Annotated in this window: 16 protein-coding genes and 1 riboswitch; of the genes, 10 read left to right on the top strand and 6 right to left on the bottom strand. The window is 67.2% G+C overall.

What is annotated here, in order from left to right:
• Positions 1-28: 28 nt before the first annotated feature.
• Positions 29-1,345: an aspartate aminotransferase family protein gene (locus EET03_RS05010; RefSeq protein WP_075543089.1), complete on the top strand. Its 1,317-nt coding sequence runs from the start codon at positions 29-31 to the stop codon at positions 1,343-1,345.
• Here EET03_RS05010 and EET03_RS05005 read toward each other — a convergent pair.
• On the bottom strand, positions 1,342-3,585 hold the full coding sequence (locus EET03_RS05005; protein WP_075543088.1) for a VIT domain-containing protein: 2,244 nt from the start codon (positions 3,583-3,585) through the stop codon (positions 1,342-1,344). The genes EET03_RS05010 and EET03_RS05005 overlap by 4 nt on opposite strands.
• Positions 3,582-4,151, bottom strand: a complete 570-nt coding sequence (locus EET03_RS05000) for a helix-turn-helix domain-containing protein (RefSeq protein WP_063472142.1) — start codon at positions 4,149-4,151, stop codon at positions 3,582-3,584. Before EET03_RS05000 ends, EET03_RS05005 begins: the two co-directional genes overlap by 4 nt.
• 120 nt (positions 4,152-4,271) lie before the next feature.
• On the opposite strand from EET03_RS05000, the gene dacB1 reads away from it, so the two are divergent.
• The 5 genes from dacB1 (at position 4,272) to EET03_RS04975 (ending at position 9,808) form a co-directional block, all read left to right on the top strand.
• A complete protein-coding gene (dacB1, locus tag EET03_RS04995; RefSeq protein WP_075543087.1) occupies positions 4,272-5,498 on the top strand; it encodes a D-alanyl-D-alanine carboxypeptidase DacB1 in 1,227 nt (408 codons plus the stop codon).
• Between the two features lie 10 nt (positions 5,499-5,508).
• A complete protein-coding gene (locus EET03_RS04990; RefSeq protein ID WP_075543086.1) occupies positions 5,509-5,835 on the top strand; it encodes a hypothetical protein in 327 nt (108 codons plus the stop codon).
• Positions 5,836-5,842: 7 nt separating this feature from the next.
• Positions 5,843-7,204: a sugar porter family MFS transporter gene (locus EET03_RS04985; RefSeq protein WP_075543085.1), complete on the top strand. Its 1,362-nt coding sequence runs from the start codon at positions 5,843-5,845 to the stop codon at positions 7,202-7,204.
• On the top strand, positions 7,201-8,340 hold the full coding sequence (nagA, locus tag EET03_RS04980) for an N-acetylglucosamine-6-phosphate deacetylase (RefSeq protein ID WP_099193989.1): 1,140 nt from the start codon (positions 7,201-7,203) through the stop codon (positions 8,338-8,340). The genes EET03_RS04985 and nagA overlap by 4 nt, the downstream gene beginning before the upstream one ends.
• Positions 8,341-8,605: 265 nt before the next feature.
• The gene (locus tag EET03_RS04975) at positions 8,606-9,808 is read left to right on the top strand and encodes a PPE family protein (protein ID WP_075543083.1); all 1,203 of its coding nucleotides are present in this window, start codon (positions 8,606-8,608) and stop codon (positions 9,806-9,808) included.
• A gap of 8 nt (positions 9,809-9,816) precedes the next feature.
• Here EET03_RS04975 and yhjD read toward each other — a convergent pair whose 3' ends face one another.
• Positions 9,817-10,845, bottom strand: coding sequence for an inner membrane protein YhjD (gene yhjD / locus EET03_RS04970; RefSeq protein ID WP_075543082.1), 1,029 nt, complete (start codon positions 10,843-10,845; stop codon positions 9,817-9,819).
• Positions 10,842-11,873 carry a tryptophan--tRNA ligase gene (trpS, locus tag EET03_RS04965; RefSeq protein ID WP_075543081.1) on the bottom strand — a complete coding sequence of 344 codons (1,032 nt, stop codon included), beginning with the start codon at positions 11,871-11,873 and terminating at the stop codon, positions 10,842-10,844. The genes yhjD and trpS overlap by 4 nt, the downstream gene beginning before the upstream one ends.
• Positions 11,874-11,957: 84 nt before the next feature.
• On the opposite strand from trpS, the gene EET03_RS04960 reads away from it, so the two are divergent.
• Positions 11,958-12,800, top strand: coding sequence for an alpha/beta fold hydrolase (locus EET03_RS04960; RefSeq protein WP_075543080.1), 843 nt, complete (start codon positions 11,958-11,960; stop codon positions 12,798-12,800).
• 72 nt (positions 12,801-12,872) lie between these two features.
• On the opposite strand, the gene EET03_RS04955 is transcribed toward EET03_RS04960, so the two are convergent.
• Positions 12,873-14,102 carry an NADP-dependent isocitrate dehydrogenase gene (locus EET03_RS04955; protein WP_099193988.1) on the bottom strand — a complete coding sequence of 410 codons (1,230 nt, stop codon included), beginning with the start codon at positions 14,100-14,102 and terminating at the stop codon, positions 12,873-12,875.
• Positions 14,103-14,246: 144 nt separating this feature from the next.
• A riboswitch (SAM riboswitch) is annotated at positions 14,247-14,366 on the top strand.
• Positions 14,367-14,406: 40 nt separating this feature from the next.
• On the opposite strand from EET03_RS04955, the gene EET03_RS04950 reads away from it, so the two are divergent.
• The 3 genes from EET03_RS04950 to EET03_RS04940 are packed head-to-tail and all read left to right on the top strand — an operon-like array spanning position 14,407 to position 17,656.
• A complete protein-coding gene (locus EET03_RS04950) occupies positions 14,407-15,765 on the top strand; it encodes a bifunctional o-acetylhomoserine/o-acetylserine sulfhydrylase (protein WP_099193987.1) in 1,359 nt (452 codons plus the stop codon).
• An 11-nt stretch (positions 15,766-15,776) separates the two neighbouring features.
• The gene (gene metX, locus EET03_RS04945) at positions 15,777-16,928 is read left to right on the top strand and encodes a homoserine O-acetyltransferase MetX (protein ID WP_075543077.1); all 1,152 of its coding nucleotides are present in this window, start codon (positions 15,777-15,779) and stop codon (positions 16,926-16,928) included.
• Positions 16,925-17,656, top strand: coding sequence for a class I SAM-dependent methyltransferase (locus EET03_RS04940; RefSeq protein WP_075543105.1), 732 nt, complete (start codon positions 16,925-16,927; stop codon positions 17,654-17,656). Before metX ends, EET03_RS04940 begins: the two co-directional genes overlap by 4 nt.
• Positions 17,657-18,264: 608 nt before the next feature.
• Here EET03_RS04940 and EET03_RS04935 read toward each other — a convergent pair.
• Positions 18,265-25,977: a type I polyketide synthase gene (locus EET03_RS04935; RefSeq protein ID WP_167470584.1), complete on the bottom strand. Its 7,713-nt coding sequence runs from the start codon at positions 25,975-25,977 to the stop codon at positions 18,265-18,267.
• Positions 25,978-25,984 lie beyond the last annotated feature (7 nt).

Raw genomic sequence — 25,984 nt, 5'->3', positions numbered from 1 at the left:
CCGAGGGTAGCGCTACGCTCGCGAACAAATGACGAGCAACCTCTGGCTACATTTCGCCCGCCACGGCGCGGGGATCACACCGCCGGTCATCACCCGCGGCGACGGCGTGACCATCTACGACGACCGCGGCAAAAGCTACCTCGACGCGCTGTCCGGGCTGTTCGTGGTGCAGGTCGGTCACGGCCGTGGCGAACTCGCCGAGACCGCCGCCCGCCAGGCGGGCACGCTGTCGTACTTCCCGCTGTGGGGTTATGCCACCCCGACGGCGATCGAGCTTTCCGAGCGGCTGGCTCGCTACGCGCCCGGCGACCTGAACCGGGTGTTCTTCACCAGCGGCGGCACCGAGGCCGTCGAAACGGCCTGGAAAGTGGCCAAGCAGTACTTCAAGCTCACCGGCAAACCCGGGAAACACAAGGTCATTTCGCGCTCGATCGCCTACCACGGCACCACCCAGGGCGCGCTGGCGATCACCGGCCTGCCGGCGTACAAGGCACCGTTCGAGCCGGTCACCCCGGGTGGGTTCCGGGTGCCCAACACCAACTTCTACCGCGCGCCGGTCACCGACGTCACGGTGTTCGGGCGGTGGGCCGCCGACCGGATCGCCGAGGCGATCGAATTCGAAGGCCCGGACACCGTCGCCGCGGTGTTCTTGGAACCGGTGCAGAACGCCGGCGGGTCCATCCCGCCGCCGCCGGGCTATTTCCAGCGCGTCCGCGAGATCTGCGACGAATACGACGTGCTGCTGGTCTCCGACGAGGTGATCTGCGCGTTCGGGCGGATCGGGTCGATGTTCGCCTGTGACGACTTCGGCTACCTGCCCGACATGATCACCTGCGCCAAGGGCCTGACCTCCGGTTACTCGCCGCTGGGCGCCATGATCGCCAGCGACCGGGTCTTCGAGCCGTTCAACGACGGCACGACGATGTTCGCGCACGGATACACCTTCGGCGGTCATCCGGTGTCGACGGCCGTCGCGCTGGCCAACCTCGACATCTTCGAGCGCGAGGGCCTCAACGATCGCGTCAAGCAGCACTCCCCCGTACTGCGAGCCACCTTGGAAAGGCTCTACGACCTGCCGATCGTCGGCGATGTGCGCGGCGAGGGCTTCTTCTTCAGCATCGAACTGGTCAAAGACCAGGCGACCAGGCAAACCTTCACCGGCGAGGAACGCCGATCGCTGCTGAGCCGGGTGTCCGCGGCGCTGTTCGAGGCCGGGCTGTATTGCCGCACCGACGACCGCGGCGATCCGGTGATCCAGCTGGCGCCACCGCTGATCAGCGGTCAGGCCGAATTCGACACCATCGAAGCCACCCTGCGCGCCGTGCTCGGCGGGATACCCGGCTAACCCCAGAACCGTCGCTTGGGCAGCACCTTCTTGACCGCCCCGACCGCCTCGCGCACCTGCTGCGCCCCTTCCTCGGTCGGGCTGCACAGGTATCTGGTCAGTGCGTCGCACAGCACCGTGAGCGCCGCCGTCAGCGCGGGATCGGTCGCCGCGTCGCGATGCACGATCAGTTCCGCACAAACCTCGTCGAGTCCCGAGTCGTCGCCGCCAGCCAATCCCTTCTCCAGCAGCTTGAGCAGTTCCTTGAGGGCACGTTTACGGGCGGCCGGTGCACCGGCAAGCGGTACGGCGTCCTTCATCGCGGTGACACCGCGCACCGCAGCCGCTGCCGGGGCCGGCAGGAAGCCCACGGCCGATGCCACCCATCCCGACGGCAGCTCGACGGGCTGCACGACCTCGGTGAGCGGGCCGGCCTCGGTGTGTTCGGGATCGATGGCCACGAACGCGGTGAACCTCGACAGCACCCCGAACCGGATCGAATGCGCGACCAGACGCTCGGCCAGCTCCCCAGAGTCGCGACCCGACGCGTAGTCGTCCTCCAGGTCACGGACTACCGAACGCGCCCAAATAGTCTGCACCGCAAAAGCTTCCGGTGCCACCCGGGCGGGTAGGGCCGCCCGGAACGGGCCGTCGGGGGCGTCGGCCCCGACGCGCAGCGTCACTTCGGTATCGGGGACCGCAGGACCGCGATAGCGCCCGGAGATCACGCAGGGCACCCCGGCGAAGGCGTCGGGGAGCCGGCTGGGCGTGATGCTGCCGTCGACGATCTCGATACCGTCGGCGCGCACCCGCACCGAGGTCAGCGCCGGCCGTCCGATGGTCCGGGCCAGCCTGGACATCGCCTCGTCCAGGCGCGCCTCGGATTCCACCAGCTCGGCCCGCCCGCGGCCCAGCCGGGCCAGCCGGTCCAGGAAGCCGGCGTTGACCGCCCGGTCGATGCCCACGCAGTAGATGCGAGTTCGCCCGATCGAGGGCGCCAAGGCTCGCAACAGGTGGTCCTCCCCGGTGATCTGGCCGTCGGTCACCAACACCACACTGGCCTGCCGGTCCTCCCCCGAGCCGGCGAGCATCTGCACGGCCCGATGCAGCGGCTCGGCCATCTCCGTCCCGCCCCGGCTGCGCAACGAGCCCAGCCAGGACGCCGCCGCGAACCGGTTCTGATCCGAACCGGTGAGCAACCCCGGCGCCATCTCCGGCGGCGTATCGATCCGGTCGTCGAAGGCCAGCACGCAGAACCGGTCGACGGTGTCGAGCATGTCCACAATGCGTCCTGCCGCTCGCCGGGCGGCGACCATCTTCCAGCCGCCCATCGACCCCGAGCGATCCAGCACCACGACGACGTCGCGCGCGGCGCTGGACGGCTGCGCGGGCGGCACCACGGTGACCGACCAGGTGCCTTCATCACCGTCGGCATCCGGGACCAGCAGCGCCGACGACGACAGCTCGCCGCGGTCGACACGGAACCGCAGCACGAAATCACGGTCGGCGCGGCCGCCCGGCTCCAGCCGCAGCCGGGTCAGCCCGTCGGCGGAGGCTTCCAGAACGCTAGTCGGAAGCGAGGACCGCAGGTCGGCGACAGGCAGGCCGCCGCCGTCGACGCTCACCGAGATCTGCACGTCGGGGCGCTCGTCGGCCTCCGCAAGCTGCGGTGGGGTCACCCGCGACGCGTCGGGCACCGCGTCGGTGTCGCGCGCCCAACCCGGACCGGTCTGGTCACCGGGCAGCGGGGTTCCGGTGGTGTAGCGCGGGGCGACGACGAGCGGGAAGCGGAAGGTGGCCTCGCCGTCCTCGAACGCCAGCGGGCCGGTCAGCCGCATCTCGATAGCGGCTTCCTCGCCCGGCCCGAGATTGCCCACCCGCACCGAGAACACGTCCGAGCGGTCCTCCTCCACGATCGCGGCGCGCTGGCCGACGGCCAAGGCCTGCTCGTAGTCGGCGCGGGCCTGGGCGCGCTCCTTGAGCACGCCGACCACCCGCCGCCCGGCCAGATCGGCGACGAAATCGGTGACACCCGCGCGGGCCGGCAGCGGGAACACGTAGGTCGCCTCGATGCTGGTTTCACCGGTGTTGGCGAAACGTTGCCGCACGGTCGACGTCGCGGTCATCCCGACGACCACGGTGTCCACGCTGATCGCCCGCAACGGCAGCCGCCGCCCGTCCGCCGAGCTGAGCTCGCCGCACGTCGGCCTGCCCCCCGGTCCGGGTGCGACGGTGATCAGGGGCAGCAATTTCGTACTCATGGGGCGTCCTTTCGGGTGACGGCGAGCAGGTCCAGCAACGGCGCGGCGGCCTGCCGCAAGGTGTCGAGCGCCGGGAGCGGGCCGTCGATCAGCACCGTGACGGTGTCGGAGAGCCGGACGGCGTGAACGTCGGTGACGGCTGGGGCGGCGGCCGGCGCCGGGGCGGTCTGGGGCACGGCGCGCCAGAAGCGGCCGGCCGCCCGCGATGGTTCCGCGGCGGGCTCGGGATCCCCAAGGTCAGCCGGTATGACGCCGGCCGGGACCGCGGCCAGCGACGCCAGCTCCGCCGGCGACATCGAGGCCAACCGGTCGCCGATCTCCTCCAGCGACAAACCCTTGCCCTGCAGCCGCTTGACGGCGACCAGGCGCAGCAGGTGAGTGCGCCCATAGGTTAGCGCGCGCCCCCGGGTTCCGGGGCCCGGCAGCAAACCCCGCGCCGTGTAGTACCGGATCATCCGTTCCGCCGGCACCGCCTTGGCCTGGCGGTTTTCCGGCGCGGCACCAGACGCCCGCACTGCCGTGGCGGCCAGCGCGGCGAATTCGGGCAGCGTGAGAAGTGACGGCATACTATTTGACAGTGTCATACAGTTAATCGACACTGTCAAATAGTATTTATTAACTTCCGCCTCACCAGTCACAGCGCGGCGCCGCGCGATCCGGCCGCCGATCGCCTAATCTGCACACCGATGTACCTCTTACGCGCAGCATCGTGCCTGGTCGCCGCGGTATTCCTGGCAGCGGGGCCGGCCGCTGTGCCGACCGCACACGCCGAACCCAGCGCGGCGGCCAACGGCGCCGGAAATTGCCCGTACAAGGTGTCCACCCCGCCCGCGGTGGACTCCTCGGAAGTCCCGACGGCCGGTGACCCGCCGCTGCCGCTGGCGGTGCCCCCGACACCGGTCGGCGGCAACGCGCTGGCCGGCTGCGGCATCATCACCGCACCGGACACCCCGGCGGTACCGGGCGACGTCTCCGCCGAGGCGTGGCTGGTCGCCGACCTGGACAGCGGCGCCGTCATCGCCGCCCGCGATCCGCACGGCCGGCACCGCCCGGCCAGCATCATCAAGGTGCTGGTCGCGATGGCCGCGATCAACGAGCTGAACCTCAACAAGTCGGTCGCCGGGACCGACGACGACGCGGCCGCCGAGGGCACCAAGGTAGGCGTCGACGCCGGCGGCAGCTACACCATCAACCAGCTGCTGCACGGCCTGCTGATGCATTCGGGCAACGACGCCGCGCACGCGTTGGCCCGCCAACTCGGCGGTATGCAGATGGCGCTGGAAAAGATCAACGTGCTGGCCGCCAAGCTGGGCGGGCGCGACACCCGGGTGGCGACGCCGTCCGGACTCGACGGACCGGGCATGAGCACCTCGGCCTACGACATCGGGCTGTTCTATCGGTACGCCTGGCGCAACCCCACTTTCGCCGACATCGTCGCCACCCGCAGCTACGACTTCCCCGGCCACGGCGACCATCCCGGCTACGAACTGGAAAACGACAACCAGCTGCTCTACCACTACCCGGGTGCACTGGGCGGCAAGACCGGTTACACCGACGACGCCGGACAGACCTTCGTCGGCGCGGCCAACCGCAACGGCCGCCGCCTGATGGCGGTGCTGCTGCACGGAACCCGGCAGCCGATCGCGCCGTGGGAACAAGCCGCCCACCTGCTGGACTACGGCTTCAGCACCCCGCAGGGCACCCAGATCGGTTCGCTGATCGAGCCCGACCCAGCGCTGGCGTCGGGCAAGGACAAACCGAGCGACCGGCAGCCCGATGCGTCGCAGGCGGCCGGGCTCATGTCTTCGGCCGACGCTTTGCCGGTCCGGGTCGGGGTGGCGGTGATCGGCGCCGTCGTCGTGTTCGGGTTGATCATGGTCGCACGGTCGATGAACAGCCGCGCTCAGCACTAAACTCTGCGAGATGACTGCCCTGTACGAGGACGCGGGCCTCACCCTGGACGACGACGGCATCACCATCCGCCGCTATTACTTCCCCTTTGCTGGCTCGAAGCGAATCGCCTACCACGACATCAAGGGCATCAAGACCGAACAGATGGGCTGGGCGTCGGGCAAGGGCCGCTTCTGGGGCGCGACCGACCCGCGCTACTGGTTCCCGCTGGACGTGCGGCGGGGCAGCAAGAACACCCTGCTGATCCTCGATGTGGGCAGCCGGGTCAAACCATGCATCACCCCCGAGGACCCCGACCGCGTCATCGACTTACTCAAGGCCCGGGTATCGGCGAGCTGAGCTGTCGGTGCAGCGGGGAATACAGGTCGGGCTCACCGCGGCCAGCGTCGGCCTCATCTACGGCTACGACCTGTCCAGCATCGCCGGCGCGCTGCTGTTCGTCACCGAGGAGTTCGGTCTCACCACCCGCCAGCAGGAGCTGCTGACCACGACGGTGGTGATCGGCCAGATCATCGGGGCGCTCGGGGCCGGTGTGCTGGCCAACGCTATCGGACGCAACAAGTCGGCGGTGCTGCTCACCGCCGGCTTCGCGCTGTTCGCGCTGCTCGGCGCGTCGGCCGTGTCGTTTCCGATGCTGCTGATCGCCCGCCTGTTGCTGGGGGTGACGATCGGCGTGGCGGTGGTGGTGGTTCCGGTGTACGTGGCCGAATCCGCGCCGGCGGCGGTGCGCGGGTCGTTGCTGACCGCGTATCAGGTGGCCATTCTCAGCGGCATCATCCTGGGCTACCTGGTGGGTTACCTGCTGGCCGGCGCGCATGGCTGGCGGTGGATCCTGGGGCTCGCGGCGGTACCCGCCACGCTGCTGCTGCCGTTCTTGGCGCGGCTGCCCGACACCGCTCGCTGGTATCTGCTCAAGGGCCGAGCCGACGAGGCACGAACGGCGCTGCTGCGCATCGAATCCGAGGCCACCGTCGATGCCCAGCTGGCGGGCATGGCCGGCGCTCTCGGCGAAGGCAGCGGACGGGTTTCCGAGATGCTGCGACCGCCGTATCGGCGCGCCACCTTGTTCGTGGTCAGCCTCGGCTTCCTGGTCCAGATCACCGGGATCAACGCGATCATCTATTACAGCCCGCGGATCTTTGCAGCCATGGGTTTCACGGGTGATTTCGCGTTGTTGGGGCTGCCGGCGCTGGTGCAGCTGGCCGGATTGTCGGCGGTCTTCGTCTCGCTGTTTTCCGTTGACCGGTGGGGCCGGCGCCCCGTCCTGCTGTCGGGCATCGCGATGATGATCGCCGCTGACGGCGTACTGGTCGTGACATTCACCCACAGCGCCGGCAGCGGGCTGATCGGCGGATTCGGCGGGGTGCTGCTGTTCATCGTCGGCTTCAACTTCGGGTTCGGCTCGCTGGTCTGGGTGTACGCCGGCGAAAGCTTCCCCGCCCGGCTGCGGTCGATGGGGTCGAGCGCGATGCTCACCTCGACGCTGACGGGCAATGCGATCGTTGCCGCCCTATTTCTCACCATGCTGCATTGGCTCGGCGGCGCAGCCGTTTTCGCGCTCTTCGGGGCGCTCACCGTGATCGCCTTCGTGGTGGTGCTCGGGTATGCGCCGGAGACCAAGGGCCGCGAGCTCGAGGAGATCCAGCGTTACTGGGAGAACGGCGGCCACTGGCCTACCGAACCTTCCCAAGCCCCGGAGACTCGGTGAGCCTGGTCTGTGCCGGCACCGCCGTCATCGACGGCCGAGTATGCCGGCCGGGTTGGGTACGAACAGCGGGCCGGACGATTTCGGCCTGCGCAGCCGGCCAGCCACCGCAGCCGGCCGACGTCGATTTCCCCCATTCCGTTGTGGTGCCCGGTTTCGTCGACATGCACGTGCACGGCGGCGGCGGCGCGTCCTGCACCGACGGGCACATCGCCCGGGCGGCCGGCTTTCACCTGCGGCACGGCACCACGACCATGCTGGCCAGCCTGGTCACCGCCGGGCCAGCCGAGCTGCTCGACGCGGTAGCTCGGGCCGCCGAAGCGACCCGGTCGGGCGCCGTCGCCGGCATCCATCTGGAAGGGCCGTGGTTGAGTCCGGCGCGCTGCGGCGCACATGACCCAACTCAGATGCGCGCCCCGGACCCGGCCGAGATCGACGCGGTGCTGGCCGCCGCCGACGGCACCATTCGGATGGTGACGCTGGCCCCCGAGCTGCCCGCCGCGGACCAGGCGATCCTCCGTTTTCTAGGCGCGAATATTGTTGTGGCAGTAGGCCATTCGGACGCGACATACGAACAGGCTCGGCACGCCGTGGGGCTCGGTGCGACGGTGGGCACCCATCTGTTCAACGCGATGCCGCCGCTGGACCATCGCGCGCCGGGGCCGGCGCCGGCCTTGCTGGAGGACCCTCGGGTGACGGTCGAACTGATCGCCGACGGCGTCCACCTCCACCCCGCGGTGGTGCGGACGGTGATCGCGGCCGTCGGCCCAGGGCGGGTGGCCCTGATCACTGACGCGATGGCCGCCGCGGGATCCGGCGACGGGGCATATCGGCTGGGCTCGGTGCCGATCGACGTCGAGGCCGGCGTGGCGCGGGTGCGCGGGACGTCGACGATCGCCGGCAGCACGGCCACCATGGATCAGCTGTTTCGCAGCGTGGCCGGAGCGGATCCAGACGACCACGCGCTGGCCGCCGCGGTGCAGATGACCTCGACAACCCCGGCCCACGCGCTCGGGCTGGCGGGCGTCGGCAGTCTGCGGGTCGGCTTTGACGCCAATCTCGTTGTCCTGGACCGCGATCTGCGGGTGGTCGCGGTGATGCGCAACGGGACGTGGCAGACGCAACCCGGGAAAACGTGAGAGCCCTCGCCGCGACCTACGCAACCGTAGCGTTTCTCAACAATTGACAAGAGTTGTGTCGGGTGAGTTTGATATTTCCGAACTCGTGAGCCAGGCCCCGGTGCAGTGGTCGACCACGGCCTTGCCGTGCAGGTAGGCCGAATGCAAGTAGAACGCCAGCAAAAGGAGTGCCGGTAGTGACGCTGCGCGTAGTACCTCACCGGTCCAGGGTCGATGATGCCGCGGCCGAGACCCAACTGATCTCGGGCGCATCAGGCGGATCGTTATGACGGCACCGGTCTGGATTGCCTCCCCGCCGGAGGTGCATTCGGCGTTGCTGAGTTCGGGCCCGGGCCCCGCTCCGCTGCTGGCGGCAGCCGCGGCGTGGACCTCGCTGAGCACCGAATATGCCGCTGTCGCAGAAGAACTCACCGCAGCACTGGCCACGGTGCAGGCCGCGGCGTGGCAAGGCCCGAGCGCCGAGCGCTATGTGGCCGCGCATGTGCCTTATGTGGCCTGGTTGACCCAGGCCAGTGCCGACAGCGCGGCGCTGGCCACCCAGCACGAAGCCGCGGCGACGGCCTATGCCGGCGCGCTGGCGGCGATGCCGACGCTGGCGGAATTGGCCGCCAACCACCTCACCCACGGGGTGCTGGTGGCGACGAATTTCTTTGGGATCAACACCATCCCGATCGCCCTCAATGAAGCTGACTATGTGCGGATGTGGATCCAGGCGGCCACCACGATGGGCGTCTACGAGGCCGTTGCGGGTGCGGCGGTGGCGTCAGCGCCCCGGACCGCACCGGCGCCGGTACTGCTCAGCGCCGGAGTCGGCACGGCCAGCGCCCTTTCCGCCGCCACCGCGGTGGGAGAACTTCCGATCATCATCGTGATCTTGATACAGATCGTTCTGATATTGCTCGAGCTCCTATTTGCCGTGGTCGCATACACGATCGTGATCGCGCTCATCACGCCACTGCTGATCCTCACCTACGCGATCGTCTTCGCGATCCTGGGCCTCATCTTTGGCCCGCCGTTGCTCGTGATCGCAACGCCGTTCGTGCTGACCGGCGCGTTGGTCGCGGTGCCGACGTCGTTGGCGACCGCGTTGCCGATCGGCATTTGCGTGGGCAGCCAGCTGGCTGTGGACGCCGAGCCGGTCGATGACGACCTCAAGACGGCGGACCCGGTGCTGGTTTCCGCGATGGGGAGTGGGTCTGCTCCGGTGCGGCTGCCGGCAGGTGGTGCGACGGCGCCGGCGGTCAGGCCCGTCTCGGCGGTGGCACCGGCTCCCGCGGCCACACCGGCGTCGGTGCCGGCTTCCGACCGGGGTGCCGGGACGTGGGGATTTGCCGGGACCGCCGGTAAGGCGGCCGTCGCGCAGCCATCGGGGTTGGCAGTGCTGCCTGGCGAGGGACTCGCCGCCGCTCCGCGGGTGCCGATGCTGCCGAGCGGCTGGGGCGCCGATCTGGTCGCCGCGGTGAGTTAACGGCGCTACTACCGTTGCCGGCGCAGTAGTCGTGAAAACGTCAGCGCCCCAAGCGCTCCGGTGGCCACCGCGGCCACGGTCTGGCGTGCCGACAGGCCCTCGTCGACCTGTATCCGCGGCCGGATGATCGCGGGGCCCGGCGGATCGACATGTTTGGCACGCGGGTCGTCGCCGGTTTCGGTGGCCGCCCAGGCGGTGGCGAACAGGACCAGGTAGGCAGTGACATAGGCGAACACCATCAAACCCAGCACCGGCCCGAACGTCGCGCCCGCCGGGCTGCGCAGGACCATCCGCAGGTAGATCGACCCCACCTGCTTGAACAGCTCGAACCCGACCGCCGCCATCAAACCGGCCCGCATCGAGGTGACGAAGCGTCCCGACTGCCGCGGCAGCCGCGCGATCATCCAGGTGAACAACAGCCACGACACCACCACCGACAGCACTACCGAGATCGCCCTGAAGATCCAATCCAGCACCGAATACTCCGGGATTCCAAGCCATTTCAAAGCTGTCGCCATCGGCCGCAGGTAACTAAACGCGGTGAGTGCAATGGTCGCCATGGTCACTACGAACGTCCCGACCATCGCTGCCAGGTCTGAGAGCTTGTTACGCACGTAGTTCCCCAACTCGACGGGATGCGCCCACATCTCGCTCAGCGCCACCCGCAGATGTGACATCCACCCCAGCCCGGCCCACGCCGCGGTGGCCAGGCCGATGACGCCGACCGACGCCCGCGCATCGATCGCCGAGTTCATCAAGTCGATCAGCTGCTGACCGAAGGCCCCCGGAACCAGGGCCCGGATCCGGTCATAGGTCATGTTCAGCAGTTTGTCGTTGCGCGACAGGGTGAACCCGACGACGGCGAAACCGACCATCAGCAACGGGAACAACGCGAAGATCGTGTAATACGTCAGGCCGGCCGCGTAGAAGCCGCCGCGGCGCTCACTGAACCGCGTGTAGGCGCGCATCGCATGGTCGAACCACCCGTACCGGGCCCGCAGCCGATCAAGGATTCCAGGCTCGCCCTGCTCGCTCATGGCAGGTGATTACCCCGTTGCGGTAGGAAACCCAGCCTTTCATAGACCCGTTGCACGGTTTTGCTGGCGACGTCGTGAGCGCGCTCGGCACCGGCCTGCAGCACGGACTCGAGCTCGGCCACGTCGGCGGTCAGCTCGTCGACCCGGGCCTTGATAGGGCTGACGTAGGCGACGACGGCCTCTGCGGTGTCCTTCTTCAGGTCGCCGTAGCCGCGTCCTACGTAGCCGTCGACGAGGGTGTCGATGCCGACCCCGGTGACCGCCGACTGGATGCTGAGCAGATTCGACACACCAGGTTTGGCGTCCGGGTCGTAGCGAATCTCGCGTTCGCTGTCGGTCACCGCCGAACGAATCTTCTTGGCGGACAACGCCGGGTCGTCGAGCAGGCTGATCAGCCCGGCGTCGGTGCTGGCCGACTTGCTCATCTTCGCAGTCGGGTCCTGCAGGTCGTAGATCTTGGCGGTGATCTTGGGAATGAGCACATCGGGAACCACGAAGGTGTCCGGGAAGCGGCTGTTGAACCGCTGCGCGACGTCGCGTGCCAGCTCCAGGTGCTGGCGCTGGTCCTCCCCCACCGGCACCAGGTCGCTGTCGTAGGCCAGCACGTCGGCGGCCTGCAAGACCGGGTAGGTGAACAGGCCGACGGTGGTGGACTCGGCGCCCTGGCGACTCGACTTGTCTTTGAACTGAGTCATCCGCGAGGCCTGACCGAAACCGGTGAAACACCCCAGCACCCAGGCCAACTGGCTGTGGGCGGGGACGTGACTCTGCACGAAAATGGTGGCGCGCGCGGCATCGATGCCCAGCGCCAGGTACTGCGCGGCGGTGATCAGGGTCCGGCGACGCAGCGCCTGCGGATCCTGCGGCAGCGTGATCGCGTGCAGGTCGACCACGCAGAAGAACGCGTCATGGTCGTCCTGCAGCGCAACCCACTGGGTGACGGCGCCCAGAGCGTTGCCCAGGTGAAGCGAATCGGAGGTTGGCTGCACGCCGGAGAAAATCCGGCGGGATCCGGTGGGGGTGCTCATGATGCCCCTGATCTTGTCACGCGGGCAGCGGGGTGATTCGAGACGCTTGCGATACCGGCGGTACCACCTTGTAATGTCGGAAATATGACGACCCGTACACCGATCCACCTGGGTTCCGGCGAGCCGGTCCTGCTGCTCCACCCGTTTCTGCTGTCCCAGGCGGTATGGGAGAAGGTGGCCCGGCGGCTGGCCGACACCGGCCGTTACGAGGTCTTCGCCCCGACCATGGCCAGCCACAACGGCGGACCCCGTGCCGGTACCTGGTTTCTGTCCTCGGCGGTGCTGGCCGATCACGTCGAGCGCCAGATGGACGAACTGGGCTGGGATACCGCGCACATCGTCGGCAACTCGCTCGGCGGCTGGGTGGCATTCGAGCTGGAGCGGCGCGGGCGGGCACGCAGCGTCACCGGCATCGCCCCCGCCGGCGGTTGGCACCGCTGGAGCCCAGCCAAGTTCGAGGTGATCGGCAAGTTCATCCTGGGTATCCCACTGCTGGTGTCCGCCTGGATGTTCCGGCAGCGGGTGCTGCGGCTGCCGTTCAGCCGCCGGCTGGCCACCTATGCGATCAGCGCCTCACCGGACGGGGTCACCGACGCCGAACTGCACGGCATCATCGACGACGTGGCGCACTGCCCGGCCTACTTCCAGCTGCTGCTCAAGGCGCTGCTCATGCACGGCTTGCGGGAACTGGCCGAGAACGCCGTCCCGGCGCATCTGGTGATCTGCGGTAAGGACCGGATCATCCCCTCACCCCGCTACACCCGGCACTTCACCACCCACCTGCCCGACGACCACCGCGTCACGGTGATCAAGGACGTGGGCCACGTTCCGATGTACGAGGCGCCGGACCGCATCACCGAGGTGATCAGCAGCTTCATCGAAGAGTGCTGCCCGCACATCCGGGCCGTCGATCCGCCGGCGAGCTAACCAGCCAGGTTCCCGTCGAGTGTGCGGCTTCCACGGTGAGCGCACACTCCAGCGCGCCGGGAGCAACCGGGTCTAACCAACCAGCCTTTTCTCCAGGTTCTCCGCAATCGCGTCGAGAAACTCCTCGCTGTTGAGCCAGCCCTGCTCGGGGCCGATCAGGATGGCCAGATCCTTGGTCATCTTGCCGCTCTCCACCGTCTTGATGACCACGTCTTCCAGTGTCTGGGCGAATTCGACGACCGCGGGGGTGTGGTCCAGCTTTCCGCGATGGGCCAGCCCGCGGGTCCAGGCGAAGATCGAGGCGATCGGATTGGTCGAGGTGGGCTGTCCGGCCTGGTACTGGCGGTAATGACGGGTGACGGTGCCGTGGGCGGCTTCGGCCTCGACCGTCTTGCCGTCGGCGGTCATGAGCACCGACGTCATCAGTCCCAGCGAGCCGTAGCCCTGCGCGACGGTATCGGACTGGACGTCGCCGTCGTAGTTCTTGCACGCCCAGACGTAGCCGCCTTCCCACTTCAGGCACGCGGCAACCATGTCGTCGATCAGGCGGTGCTCGTAGGTCAGGCCTTCTGCTTCGAACTTGTCCTTGAATTCGGTTTCGTAGATCCGCTGGAACTCGTCTTTGAACATGCCGTCGTAGGCCTTGAGAATGGTGTTCTTGGTCGACAGATAGACCGGCCATTTGGCGTTCAGGCCGTAGGAGAACGACGCCCGGGCGAAATCCTGGATGGATTTGCGGAAGTTGTACATTCCCATCACGACGCCGCCGTCTTCGGGAATGGACACGAGTTCATGGACGATCGGCTGACCGCCGTCCGCGGGAGTGAATGTCAGGGTGACGGTGCCGGGCTTTTCCACCTTGAAATTCGTCGCGCGGTATTGATCGCCGAAAGCGTGCCGGCCGATCACAATTGGTTTGGTCCAGCCCGGAACCAGCCGCGGCACATTCGAGATCACGATAGGCTCGCGGAAGATGGTGCCGCCCAAGATGTTTCGTATCGTTCCGTTGGGTGACAGCCACATCTTCTTCAGGTTGAATTCCTGGACGCGCGCCTCGTCGGGGGTGATGGTCGCGCATTTGACGCCCACACCGTGGCGCTTGATGGCATAGGCCGCGTCGATGGTCACCTGGTCGTTCGTCTCGTCACGGTTTTCGATGCCCAGGTCGTAATACTCCACGTTGATGTCGAGATGCGGCAGTATCAGCTTGTCCTTGATCAGCTTCCAGATGACGCGGGTCATCTCGTCACCGTCGAGCTCTACCAACGGGCCTTTGACCTTGATCTTGGCGTCACTGGACATGTGGGCCCGAATCCTCCAGCATGGTGAGCTTTGGGTGAGCGGTTGCTCTTGTGGCCAGGTTACTAGCCGGGTTCACCCGCTCTACCGGGTCGCAGTTAGGTCGGAGTTGGCATGAAGCAGCCGCCGTACGGTAGGCTTCGAATCGGTCATGAGCGCCAGCGTCAAGCCCCGGCTTGCTGGCCGGCAACCCTCCAACCGCGGTGGGGTGCCCCGGGTGATGACCCGGTTGAGTAGCCACAATCGGCTACACGGCAAGCGCGGGTCCGCCATGACGGGCCCCCTGAGCTGACGGGGAGTTACGTCTATGAGCGCCGAAAACACCAGCACCGACGGCGATCCGGCCGCGCACTGGTCGTTCGAAACCAAGCAGATTCACGCCGGCCAGCAGCCCGACTCCGCCACCAATGCGCGGGCGCTGCCGATTTACCAGACCACCTCGTACACCTTCGAAAACACCGCGCACGCTGCGGCGTTGTTCGGTCTCGAGATGCCCGGCAACATCTACACGCGGATCGGCAACCCGACCACTGATGTGGTCGAGCAGCGCATCGCGGCCCTCGAGGGCGGGGTGGCCGCGTTGTTCCTGTCCTCCGGTCAGGCCGCGGAGACCTTCGCCATCCTGAACCTGGCCGGCGCGGGTGATCACATCGTGTCTAGCCCGCGGCTGTACGGGGGCACCTATAACCTGTTCCACTATTCGCTGGCGAAGCTGGGCATCGAGGTCAGCTTCGTCGAGGATCCCGACGATCTGGACTCCTGGCAGGCGGCCGTCCGGCCGAACACCAAAGCCTTTTTCGCCGAGACCATCTCCAACCCGCAGATCGACATCCTGGACACCCCGGGGGTCGCCGAGGTCGCCCACCGCAACGGCGTACCGCTGATCGTCGACAACACCATCGCCACGCCCTACCTGATCCAGCCGTTCACCCAGGGCGCCGACATCGTGGTGCACTCGGCCACCAAGTACCTCGGCGGACACGGCGCCGCGATCGCGGGTGTGATCGTCGACGGCGGAACGTTCGACTGGACGCAGGGCCGCTTCCCCGGATTCACCACACCCGACCCCAGTTACCACGGCGTGGTTTTCGCCGAATTGGGACCACCGGCGTTCGCCCTCAAGGCCAGGGTGCAGCTGCTGCGCGATCTGGGTTCGGCGGCCTCGCCGTTCAACGCGTTTTTGGTCGCGCAGGGTCTGGAGACGCTGAGTCTGCGGATTGAGCGGCACGTCGCGAATGCCCAACGCGTGGCCGAGTTCCTGGACGCCCGCGACGACGTGCTGTCGGTCAACTACGCGGGGCTGCCCCGTTCGCCGTGGCATGAGCGGGCAAAGAAGCTGGCACCCAAGGGAACCGGTGCTGTCCTGTCCTTCGAGCTGGCCGGCGGCGTCGAGGCCGGCAAGGCGTTCGTCAACGCGCTGAAACTGCACAGCCACGTCGCCAACATCGGTGACGTGCGCTCGCTGGTAATCCACCCGGCATCCACCACCCACGCCCAGCTGAGCCCGGCCGAGCAGCTGGCCACCGGCGTCAGCCCGGGGTTGGTGCGGTTAGCCGTCGGGATCGAGGGTATCGACGACATCCTGGCCGACCTCGAACTCGGCTTTGCCGCGGCCCGAAAATTCAGCGAGTTCAGCGGCGAGTCGCAGGCCGTGGCTGCCTTCTGAGGGGCTCTGACGTGACGATCTCCGAGGTGCCCACCCAGACGCTGCCCGCCGAAGGTGAAATCGGTTTGGTCGACATCGGCTCGCTACGCCTGGAAAGCGGGGCGGTGATCGACGACGTCTGCATCGCCGTACAGCGTTGGGGCAAGTTGTCACCCACCCGCGACAACGTGGTGGTGGTGCTGCACGCGCTCACCGGTGATTCGCACATCACCGGGCCCGCCGGACCGGGGCACCCCACCCCCGGCTGGTGGGATGGGGTCGCCGGACCGGGCGCGCCGATCGACACCGACCGCTGGTGCGCGGTGGCCACCAATGTGCTGGGCGGTTGCCGCGGCTCAACCGGGCCCAGTTTCCTTGCACGCGACGGAAAGCCTTGGGGCTCAAGGTTTCCGACGATCACGGTACGCGACCAGGTGCAGGCCGATATGGCTGCGCTGGCCGCGTTGGGCATCACCCAGGTAGCCGCCGTGGTCGGCGGGTCCATGGGCGGGGCCCGCGCGTTGGAATGGATTGTCGGCCACCCCGACCGGGTACGCTCGGCGCTGCTACTGGCGGTCGGCGCACGCGCCACCGCGGACCAGATCGGCACCCAGACAACCCAGATCGAGGCCATCAAGGCCGACCCGAATTGGCAGGGCGGCAACTACCACGACACGGACCGCAAGCCCGAGGCGGGGCTGAAGATCGCCCGGCGCGTTGCGCACCTGACCTACCGCGGCGAGATCGAACTCGACAACCGGTTCGCCAACCGCGGCCAGGACGGCGAAGATCCCACCGACGGCGGGCGCTACGCCGTACAGAGCTACCTGGAACACCAGGGGGACAAGCTGCTGTCCCGATTCGACGCCGGCAGCTATGTGGTGTTGACCGAGACCCTCAACAGCCACGACGTCGGCCGCGGACGCGGCGGGGTCGTCGCGGCGCTGCGCGGCTGTCCGGTGCCCGTCGTCGTCGGGGGTATCACCTCCGACCGGCTCTATCCGCTGCGCTTGCAGCAGGAATTGGCCGAGTTGCTGCCCGGCTGCGCCGGGCTACAGGTTGTCGACTCGGTCTGCGGGCACGACGGGTTCCTGATCGAAATGGAGGCTGTCGGCGAATTGATCCGTCAGACACTGCTTTTGGCCGACCAGCAAGCCGACCATCAAGGCGTGCGTCCATGGTGACCCGGTCCAGCCAGGACCCGTCGCTGTCATTCGGTTCGGCGGCGGCAGCCTACGAGCGGGGACGCCCCTCTTATCCACCCGAAGCCATCGACTGGCTGCTGCCGGCCGGCGCCCGCGACGTTCTTGACCTGGGCGCCGGCACCGGCAAACTGACCACCCGACTGGTCGAGCGCGGGCTCGACGTGGTGGCCGTCGACCCGATTCCCGAAATGCTTGAAGTGCTGCGGGCCTCCCTGCCGGATACGTTGGCGCTGCTGGGCACGGCGGAAGAGATTCCGTTGGAGGACAACAGCGTCGACGCGGTGCTGGTGGCTCAGGCCTGGCATTGGGTGGATCCCGCGCGCGCCATCCCCGAGGTTGCGCGGGTGCTGCGGCCCGGCGGGCGGCTGGGTTTGGTCTGGAACACCCGCGACGAGCGGCTCGGCTGGGTCCGCGAATTGGGCCAGATCATCGGGCGTGACGGCGACCCCACACGTGACAAAGCGACGCTGCCCGAACCGTTCACCGACGTGGAACGTTTCCAGGTCGAATGGACGAATTACCTTACGCCTCAGGCTTTGATCGACCTGGTGGCGTCTCGCACCTACTGCATCACCTCACCGGCGAAGGTGCGCACCAAGACACTGGGCCAGGTCCGTCAGTTGTTGGCCACTCATCCGGCGCTGGCGAATTCGGCCGGTTTGGCGCTGCCATACGTCACGGTGTGCGTACGGGCAACGCTGTCCTGAGGATCGGGTGGCGTTGCGGCGCTGGTGAATAGCAAGCCCGAGAATGGTATAGCGCCGTTCCAGTGCCCCGAGTTGTCAGACGCAACTGCGACTTTCCCATCAGCCACATCAGCCTCCACGGGTTTGGGATGTTGGTTGTGCCCGGTTGTCAGCGACAAATGCGTTGCGCCCCTCGGCTTGTCGCTGGTGGCCGACGGCGCCGAGTGCGCACTGGCGGCGCCGACTGTGCACTGGCGGCGCCGACTGTGCGCTGGCGGCGCCGAGTGTGCCGTCAGGGCGGCCGATCGCGGCGGTTCCCGCCCTACATACACGGTCAAAGCCGCCACTGCACACCCGATGCGGCCGGCATGACAGCCGATTCGGTGAGCACGGCAGACATCCCCCGAACGCCTGCCATCACAAGCGGTTTGAGCGACGGTGCGGTATCGCTGTGTGGAAAAACAGAGCCAGGCGCAAGAAGACATCGTTGACCAGCCGCATTCGTGGCCACCATAAATGTCCGAGTGAGGTGGGCAAATTGTGCACCAGACTCAGACTGAGGTCCATGTGAAAGATGCGATTGCCGGGCCAGAATCACGCTGCGCGAGTTGACCAGATCAGCACCGTCGCTAGCAATCGATCTCTGCGTTCAGACCGAATTCGGCCAAGGTACGCGACACGGCCTCCCGCAGCTCATCTTTGGTATTTGAGCGACCGACAATATACGCCGAGACTCCGATACGCATCTTCCCGCGACTCCGCCCCGAACCCAGAAGCATTCGTCCGCCGGTGCCCTCGAGTTCGTTTTTCGTGAGATCAGGATCAATCAATCTCATGTGCGCCAAGTCGGCATCGGTGCCGTCGGGCCGGTTCGCGGCCGGGGGCAGGTCACCGACATTGGAGCAAGTGACGGGAAGGCTGGGACCACCCGCCGCCATCCCGACGAGCCTCCTGGCCACCCACGTCGGTGTCATCGCTGCCAGCGGGAGCGGCGCCAGGAACTCGCTGCTGGTATCCTCCATCGCTTCGAGGACCGCTCGCGTGATCTTCGCGTGCATTTCCCGAAGATCCGTCGCCGCGTGCTCCGGGTCGACTGCGACGTCCACAGCCGTCAACGCGTTGCCCCGGGTGTCACCTTCGGTCCGAAGCGACACCACAAATCGTAGGGTGACTGTTCCGTCGTCCCGAACACGTCCAACCCGCACCGCGAGTCTGCAGGCAACCCCTCCCACAAGCGAGTTACTGTTCGCGCCAAGCCTTTTGGCACAAGCATCCCATTCCGCGAGGTCGATGCATGCGGTCACGGCAGGCACCTCCACCGTCTGGTCGCCGCCGGCCGTCCTCGGGGAAGGCGGTGCCGCTTTGATCGATGATTGAAACTCATCGCGATCACTGCGGAGCCTTCGAACCACGCCACCCAAAGCGTGCAAGACGTCGGGCAGTTCCTTGACGGTTTGCCGGAGATCCTCACGCAGGGCCGGCCTGAGGGCTCGCGATCCCGCAGGCCGATAACCGAGATCCAGCGTCCGGCCCTCGACCGCGTCGACTATCGCCTGGCCGAAAGCGATCGCGTCCACGACCGCATGCGAAGCCACCAGGCTCACCGCGGTCCCGCCGTCCTCGAGCGGCAGCACCCCGAGATGCCAGCCCGGACCCCACTCCGGATCGATGGGTAGCCGCGCCCGCTCGTCGGTCCATGCGTCCACATCGGTGCGCCGCCGCGGAGTTGCGGCGAAGTCAATCTCCTCTGTCGCCGGGGCCAAGACCCAGCGATCGCGCGCGAACGGCAATGGAGACCGTTCGATCCTGCGTCCCAACAACCCGCATCCGAGATTACGGTGAAAACGCCGCAACCCGTCAACGTCGACGGCACGGTCATATATCCAAGTCACCTGGATCAGCGAGACGTGGCCTGCTCGCAGCCCGAGGAATGCGGCTTGATCCAGGTATGCGAGCCTATCGTCCACCAGCTCAACGCCGCCCGTGCCGACCTCAGCCGCTGCGACCGCAGGCGCCGCGGTGACGCTGAGCAGGTCGGCCAGGTGGTCGGCGAGCATGGCGGGGCTGGGGTGGTCGAAGGTAATAGTGGCCGGCAAGGCTACTCCGGTTTGGGCCGACAGGGTGTTGCGCAGTTCCAGCGCACTTAGCGAGTCGATGCCGAGGTCTTTGAAGGGCTGATCGGGGTCCATAGCCGCCGGGTCCGGGTGAGCCAACACTGCTGCAGTGGCGGTGATGACCAGGTTGGCCAGGATGGCGTGTTGTCGCTCGGGGGTCAGCCCGGCCAGCCGGGCACCGAGCGCGCGCGAGTCGGCCGCGACGGCCTGCGGCCGGGTGGTGATCAGCGCGGACAGGATCGGAGGCAGGCTGTTCTCACGGGCTAAAGCCGCCAGCGCCCGGGTGCTGAGCGGGGCTGGGATCAGATTGGGGTGCTGCTGGGAAATGGCGGCATCGAACAGCGCCACACCTTGGCCGGCGGTGATCGGGACCATCCCGCTGCGGGCAAGGCGGGTTACATCGCGCGTGTCGAGGTGGCCGGTCATCCCTGATGAGGGCTGCCAATACCCCCAGGCCAGACTGGTAGCCCCCTGCTGGCGGCCGCGGGCCAGGGCGTCTAGGACGGCGTTGGCGGCCGCGTAGTTAGCCTGTCCCGGGGCGCCCAGGACACCGGCGGCTGAGGAGAACAACACAAACGCGGCCAGCTCGGTGTTGGCGGTGAGTTGGTGTAGATACCAGGCACTATCGGCTTTGGCGGCTAGCACGTTGTCGAGCTGTTGTGCGGTGAGCTGGCTGGTCACTGCGTCATCAAGCACTCCGGCAGCGTGGATAACCGCGGTCAATGGGTGCCCGGCGGGAATCGAGTCGATCAGGGCCGCCAGCTCGGTCGGGTTGGCACAGTCGCAGGCGCTGATCGTGACATGCGCACCCAAACCATTCAGGCGCTCGGCAAGCTCGACCGCTTCGACCGTGCCGGAGCCGCGTCGTGAGATCAACAACAATCGACGCACCCCGTAGGCCGTGACCAGGTGTTCGGCGAACAACCCGCCGAGCATGCCGGTGCCCCCGGTGATCAACACCGTGCCCGCCGGATCGAGCACCGCAGGAGGGGTGAGCACGATTTTCCCACTGTGGCGGCCCTGGCTCATGTCCCGGAACGCCTGGGGGGCGCGCAGCAACCCGTAGCTCGTCACCGGCAGGGGCTGGATCACCGCGGCATTGATCAACTCGCTCACCACGGCCCAGTTGTGTTGCAGCTGTTCGGGGGTGGCCACGCTCAGGTCGTAGACGTGGTAGCTCAGGCCGGGATGAGTCTGTGCGACGTCGGCGGCTACCCGGATGTCGGTCTTACCGATCTCGATAAAACGCCCGCCCGGGGCCAGCAGCTGTAGCGACGCGTCCACAAAATCGCCACTAAGACTGTTCAACACCACGTCCATCCCGCGCCCGCCACTGGCTGCGGCGAAGGTGTCACGGAAATCCAGGGTGCGTGAGGAAGCGATGTGATCCTCGAGTATGCCCAGCCCGCGCAGGACGTGATGCTTAGCGGGATGGGCGGTGGCGAACACCTCAGCACCCAGGTGCTGCGCAATGCGGATCGCGGCCTGACCGACCCCGCCGGCACCGGAGTGGATGAGCACCCGCTGCCCGGCTGAGAGATGCGCGATATCGATCAGAGCGCCGCAGGCGGTCATAAAAGCTGCCGGGACCGAAGCCGCTTGCGGGTAGGACCATCCCGGCGGGACGGCTTTCACGTTGCGGTGATCGGTGGTGGCGGTGGGGGCGAACGCGTTGTTGGGGAACAGCCCCATCACTGCATCCCCCGGCGCGAAATCTGTGACGTCGTCTGCTGTGTCGATGACGATCCCGGCCGCTTCCCCACCAAGGCCTTCAGCGCTGATCGCGGCCAAGGCGACCACCACATCACGGAAGTTCAAGCCTGCAGCACGGATCCGCACCCGGATCTGTCCCGGCCCCAGTGCCGCCGGTGCTGGGGTGGGAGCCAGCGCCAGGTTGGCCAAATCCCCGCGACCGGTGCTGACCAGCTGCCAGTACGGTGTCGGGGGTGGGGTCAACGCCTGTGCCGGGGTCAGCCGAGGAATGTGAGCGACGCCGTCACGCAAAGCCAGCTGCGGCTCACCGCTCGTACCGGTGAACGTAGCCAGCAGTTGCAGCAGGGTGTCAGTACTGGTGGGGCCATGGTCGGTATCGACCAACCGGATCCGGTCCGGATACTCATTTTGAGTGCTGTGGATCAGCGCCCACGCCGCGGCCTGCGCCAGATCCGGCGCCCGATCATAAGGACTGATCGTCACCGCGCGAGACGACAGAACCACCAGCATCGTGCCGGACGTGTCTGGGCGGGCCAACCAGGCCTGCACCCCGGCCAACACCCGTCGGGTCAGCTCATGAATGCTCGACACGGGATCACCGTCATCGCCACGAAGATCCGGCGCGGCTAAAGACCAGATCACCACCTGCGGGCATGGCCTCACCGCGTCCAAATCGGGGCGCACGGAGCCGTGGCGCAGCCTCGTCGGTAGCGCACCGAGATCTTCGGCAACGACCACCCAGTCCGGCTGCTCGGCCACCGTGGCGGCACGGTGGGTGGTGGGCAGGGACGGCCAGGCCAGCTCCCACAAATCCTGACCGGACCGCGCTGCCGCCGTGCCTGGTGTGAGAGTCGAAGTGTCGGGCAGGACCCGTACAACAACCGTGTCGATGCTGATTACCGGCGCGCCGGCGGGATCGCTGGCCTGCAGGGTGAAGGCGTCGGCGCCGGTGCGGGTCAGCCACACCTGCAGCCGGGTGGCCGCGGTCGCATACAGCGTGACGCCGCTAAACACGAACGGAAGGCGCACCACCGACGACTCAGCGGCCGCTCCGACGCCCAGGGCGGCGGCGATGGGCTGCAGCGCGGCATCCAGCAAAGCCGGGTGAATCCCGTAACCGGTGATATCGGTTCCGGCCGGCAGGGCCACTTCAGCGTAGATGTGGTCGGGGTCGGCCGGCTCGTGGCCGATCCCTCGTACCGAGCAAAACGGGGAGGCATAGTGCAGACCGCATTCGGCCAGCTGCTCATAGAAACGCTCAACATCGATAGCCGTCACGGGCAACGCCGGGAAGGGAGGTTCAGCGGCAGCGGTTTGCGCCGGACTGAGGATTCCACTGGCGTGCAACACCCAACCCGCCTCGGCCCGATGGTCGGCGCCGGTGCGGGAATGGACGGTGAACGAGCGTCGCCCACCCCCGTCGGCACCGGCCACGCTGATCTGGATATCGGTCGGGGTGTGTTCGGCGAGCACGAGAGGGGTGTGCAACACCAACTCGTCAATGACCGGACACCCCACGTAATCCCCGACCCCCAACACCACATCGACAAACCCGGTCCCGGGCAACACCACCACATCACCCACCCGATGGGCGGCAAGCCAGCCCTGCGAACCGAGCACCAACCGACCAGTGGCTATGAATTCGTCTCGGTCCGCCAATGGGGTGATCGCCCCCAACAACGGATGCTGCGGTTGATCAAGTCCGAGACCGGCAGCATCACCGCTCGGTCGTGGGGTCAGCCAATACCGATGGTGCTGGAAGGGATACGTCGGTAGCTCGACCGTGCGGGCGTGGGGATACACCACCGACCAGTCCGGGCTACGACCATGAACCTGCAGCCGGGCCAGCGTGGTAGTCAAGGCGTCCAGGTCGGGTCGCTCGCGATGCAGGGTGGGAATGACTGCCGAGCCAGGACGCCCGGCAGTGCCGGCCAGGGTGTCGGCGATCGCCGGGGCCAGCACCGGGTGCGGTGATACCTCTACGAACACCTGCTCAGCAGCGGCCAGCAGATGTCGGATGCTGTCGTAAAACCGGATCGGTTGACGCAAATTGGCATACCAGTAGTCGGCGGTCATGGTGGTGGTGTCCAGCGGCTGGTCCGACATGACGCCGTCCACGGTGGAATACAGGGCGATCCGCCCCGGTTTCGGGGTCAGCCCGGCCAGCTCCTCAAGTAGGCGCTCGCGCAACGGTTCGACCTGACTGCAATGTGAGGCGTAATCGACTGGGATGGAACGGATCTGGACGTTGTCGCCCTCGCAAGCCGCGACGAACCGCTGCATCGCGGCGGGACCACCGCTGATGATGGTCTGGGTGGGTCCGTTGACCGCAACAACCGCCAGTGCGTCACCGTAAGGCCGCAGCCGCGCAGCCACTTCGTCAGCGGCCAACAACACCGATGCCATCGCACCGGCCCCGGCCAGGTCCGCGAGGGCTGAGCTGCGCAGTGCCACGATTTTGGCGGCCTGCTCGAGGGTGAACACCCCGGCGACATGGGCGGCCGCAATCTCGCCTTGGGAGTGCCCGATCACCGCGTCCGGTTCGATCCCGTAGCTGATCAAAGTGCGGGCCAACGACACCATGACCGCGAACAACACCGGCTGGACCACATCGACCCGATCCAGGGAGGGGGCGCTGGGCTCGCTGCGAATCACCGCACGCACCGACCAGCCCGTCCAGGTGACCAGGGCCTGATCGCACTCGTCGAGCGCGGCGGAAAACGCGTGGTGCCGCCCATATAGCTCGGCGGCCATACCGGGGTATTGGCCACCCTGTCCGGGGAACACGAACACGGTGTTTCCCGCCGACGTCGCGCGTTGGTGGTGTTGGATCAGTTGTGGATGCGGTTGATCAGCGGCTAACGCTTCGAGTGCCGCCAGCAGCTCAGCCCGGGGATCGGGGCTGTCGACCGGCACCGTCAGGACGGCCCGGTGCGGGTGGTGGGTGCGGGTGCAGGCCAGGCTGTAGGCCACATCGCTGAGATCCAGGTCGGGATGGGCGATCAGGAAGTGGCGTAGCCGGTCGGCCTGCGCGCGCAACGCCGCGCGGGTGCGCGCCGAAACCGGCCACATTGGCAATACGGGCAGCCCGAACTCAGCACCGTGATCGGCTGGCTCAGCCGGTTCGACCACCGGGGTCGGGGCTTGTTGCAGGATGAGATGGGCGTTGGTGCCGCTGATCCCGAACGCGGACACCGCCGCGGTGCGGGGATGATCGGTGACCGGCCAGGCCACCGGCTCAGTCAGGAGGCGAACGGTCCCAGCTGACCAGTCGACGTGCGGACTGGGACGATCGACGTTGCGGGTCGGCGGCAAACTGCCATGGTTGAGAGCCTCGATCATCTTGATCATTCCGGCAACGCCGGCAGCGGCCTGGGTGTGACCGATGTTGGATTTGATCGATCCCAACCACAGCGGGTGCTCTGTCCCGCGCGCGGCACCGTAAGTGGCGATCAGGGCGCCGGCCTCGATCGGGTCGCCCAAAGTGGTGCCGGTGCCATGGGCCTCGACGACGTCGACCTCGTCAAGCCCGATACCCGCGTTGGCCACGGCTTGGCTGATGACTCGCTGCTGAGCGGGCCCGTTGGGGGCGGTCAACCCGTTAGAGGCCCCATCTTGGTTGATCGCCGAGCCCGCGACGACCGCCAACACCGGGTGGTTGTTGCGCTGCGCGTCGCTGAGCCGTTCCAGCACCAGCACCGCGGCCCCTTCGCCCCAGCCGGTGCCATCAGCAGCGGCCGCAAACGCTTTACACCGCCCATCGGCGGCCAGCCCGCGTTGCCGGGAGAACTCGGTGAACACCGCTGGTGTGGTCATCACCGTGACACCACCGGCCAGGGCCAAACTGCATTCCCCGTTCCGCAGCGACTGAGCCGCCAGATGCGCGGCCACCAGCGACGACGAACACGCCGTGTCAACGGTGATAGCCGGGCCCTGCAAACCCAACGCATAAGCGACCCGCCCGGAGGCCACACTGGTGGACGTCCCGGTCATGGCGTATCCCTCGGCGCCATCAGAACCGCCCCCGCCATACTGCTGTGACCACGCTCCGACGAACACCCCGGTCTCGGAACCCACCAAGGCGGCCGGATCAATCCGGGTGGTTTCCAACGCTTCCCAACACACCTCCAGCAGCAGCCGCTGCTGCGGATCCATGGTTAGGGCCTCCCGCGCCGAGATCCCGAAGAACTCGGCGTCAAATCCGCTCACGTCGGTCAGAAACGCCCCGGCACGGGTGTAGGTCTTACCCACCGCGTCAGGGTCGGGGTCGAACAAATCCGCCAGATCCCAGCCACGATCGGTCGGAAACTCCCCCACAGCCTCGGCGCCGCCAGCGACTAGATCCCACAACGCCGCCGCCGAATCCACCCCACCGGGAAACCGACACGCCATCCCCACCACAGCGACCGGCTCATCGACACGAGCAAGAAGGGCACGATTCTGTTGCTTCAACCGCTCGATTTGTATTAATGAATCACGAAGTGCTTCGATAATTTCGTTGTTTTCAATAGTCATTTTGAAA

It is taken from the genome of Mycobacterium innocens, from assembly GCF_900566055.1.
Taxonomy (GTDB): Bacteria; Actinomycetota; Actinomycetes; order Mycobacteriales; family Mycobacteriaceae; genus Mycobacterium; species Mycobacterium innocens.
This window is presented reverse-complemented; position numbering and strand designations above follow the sequence as displayed.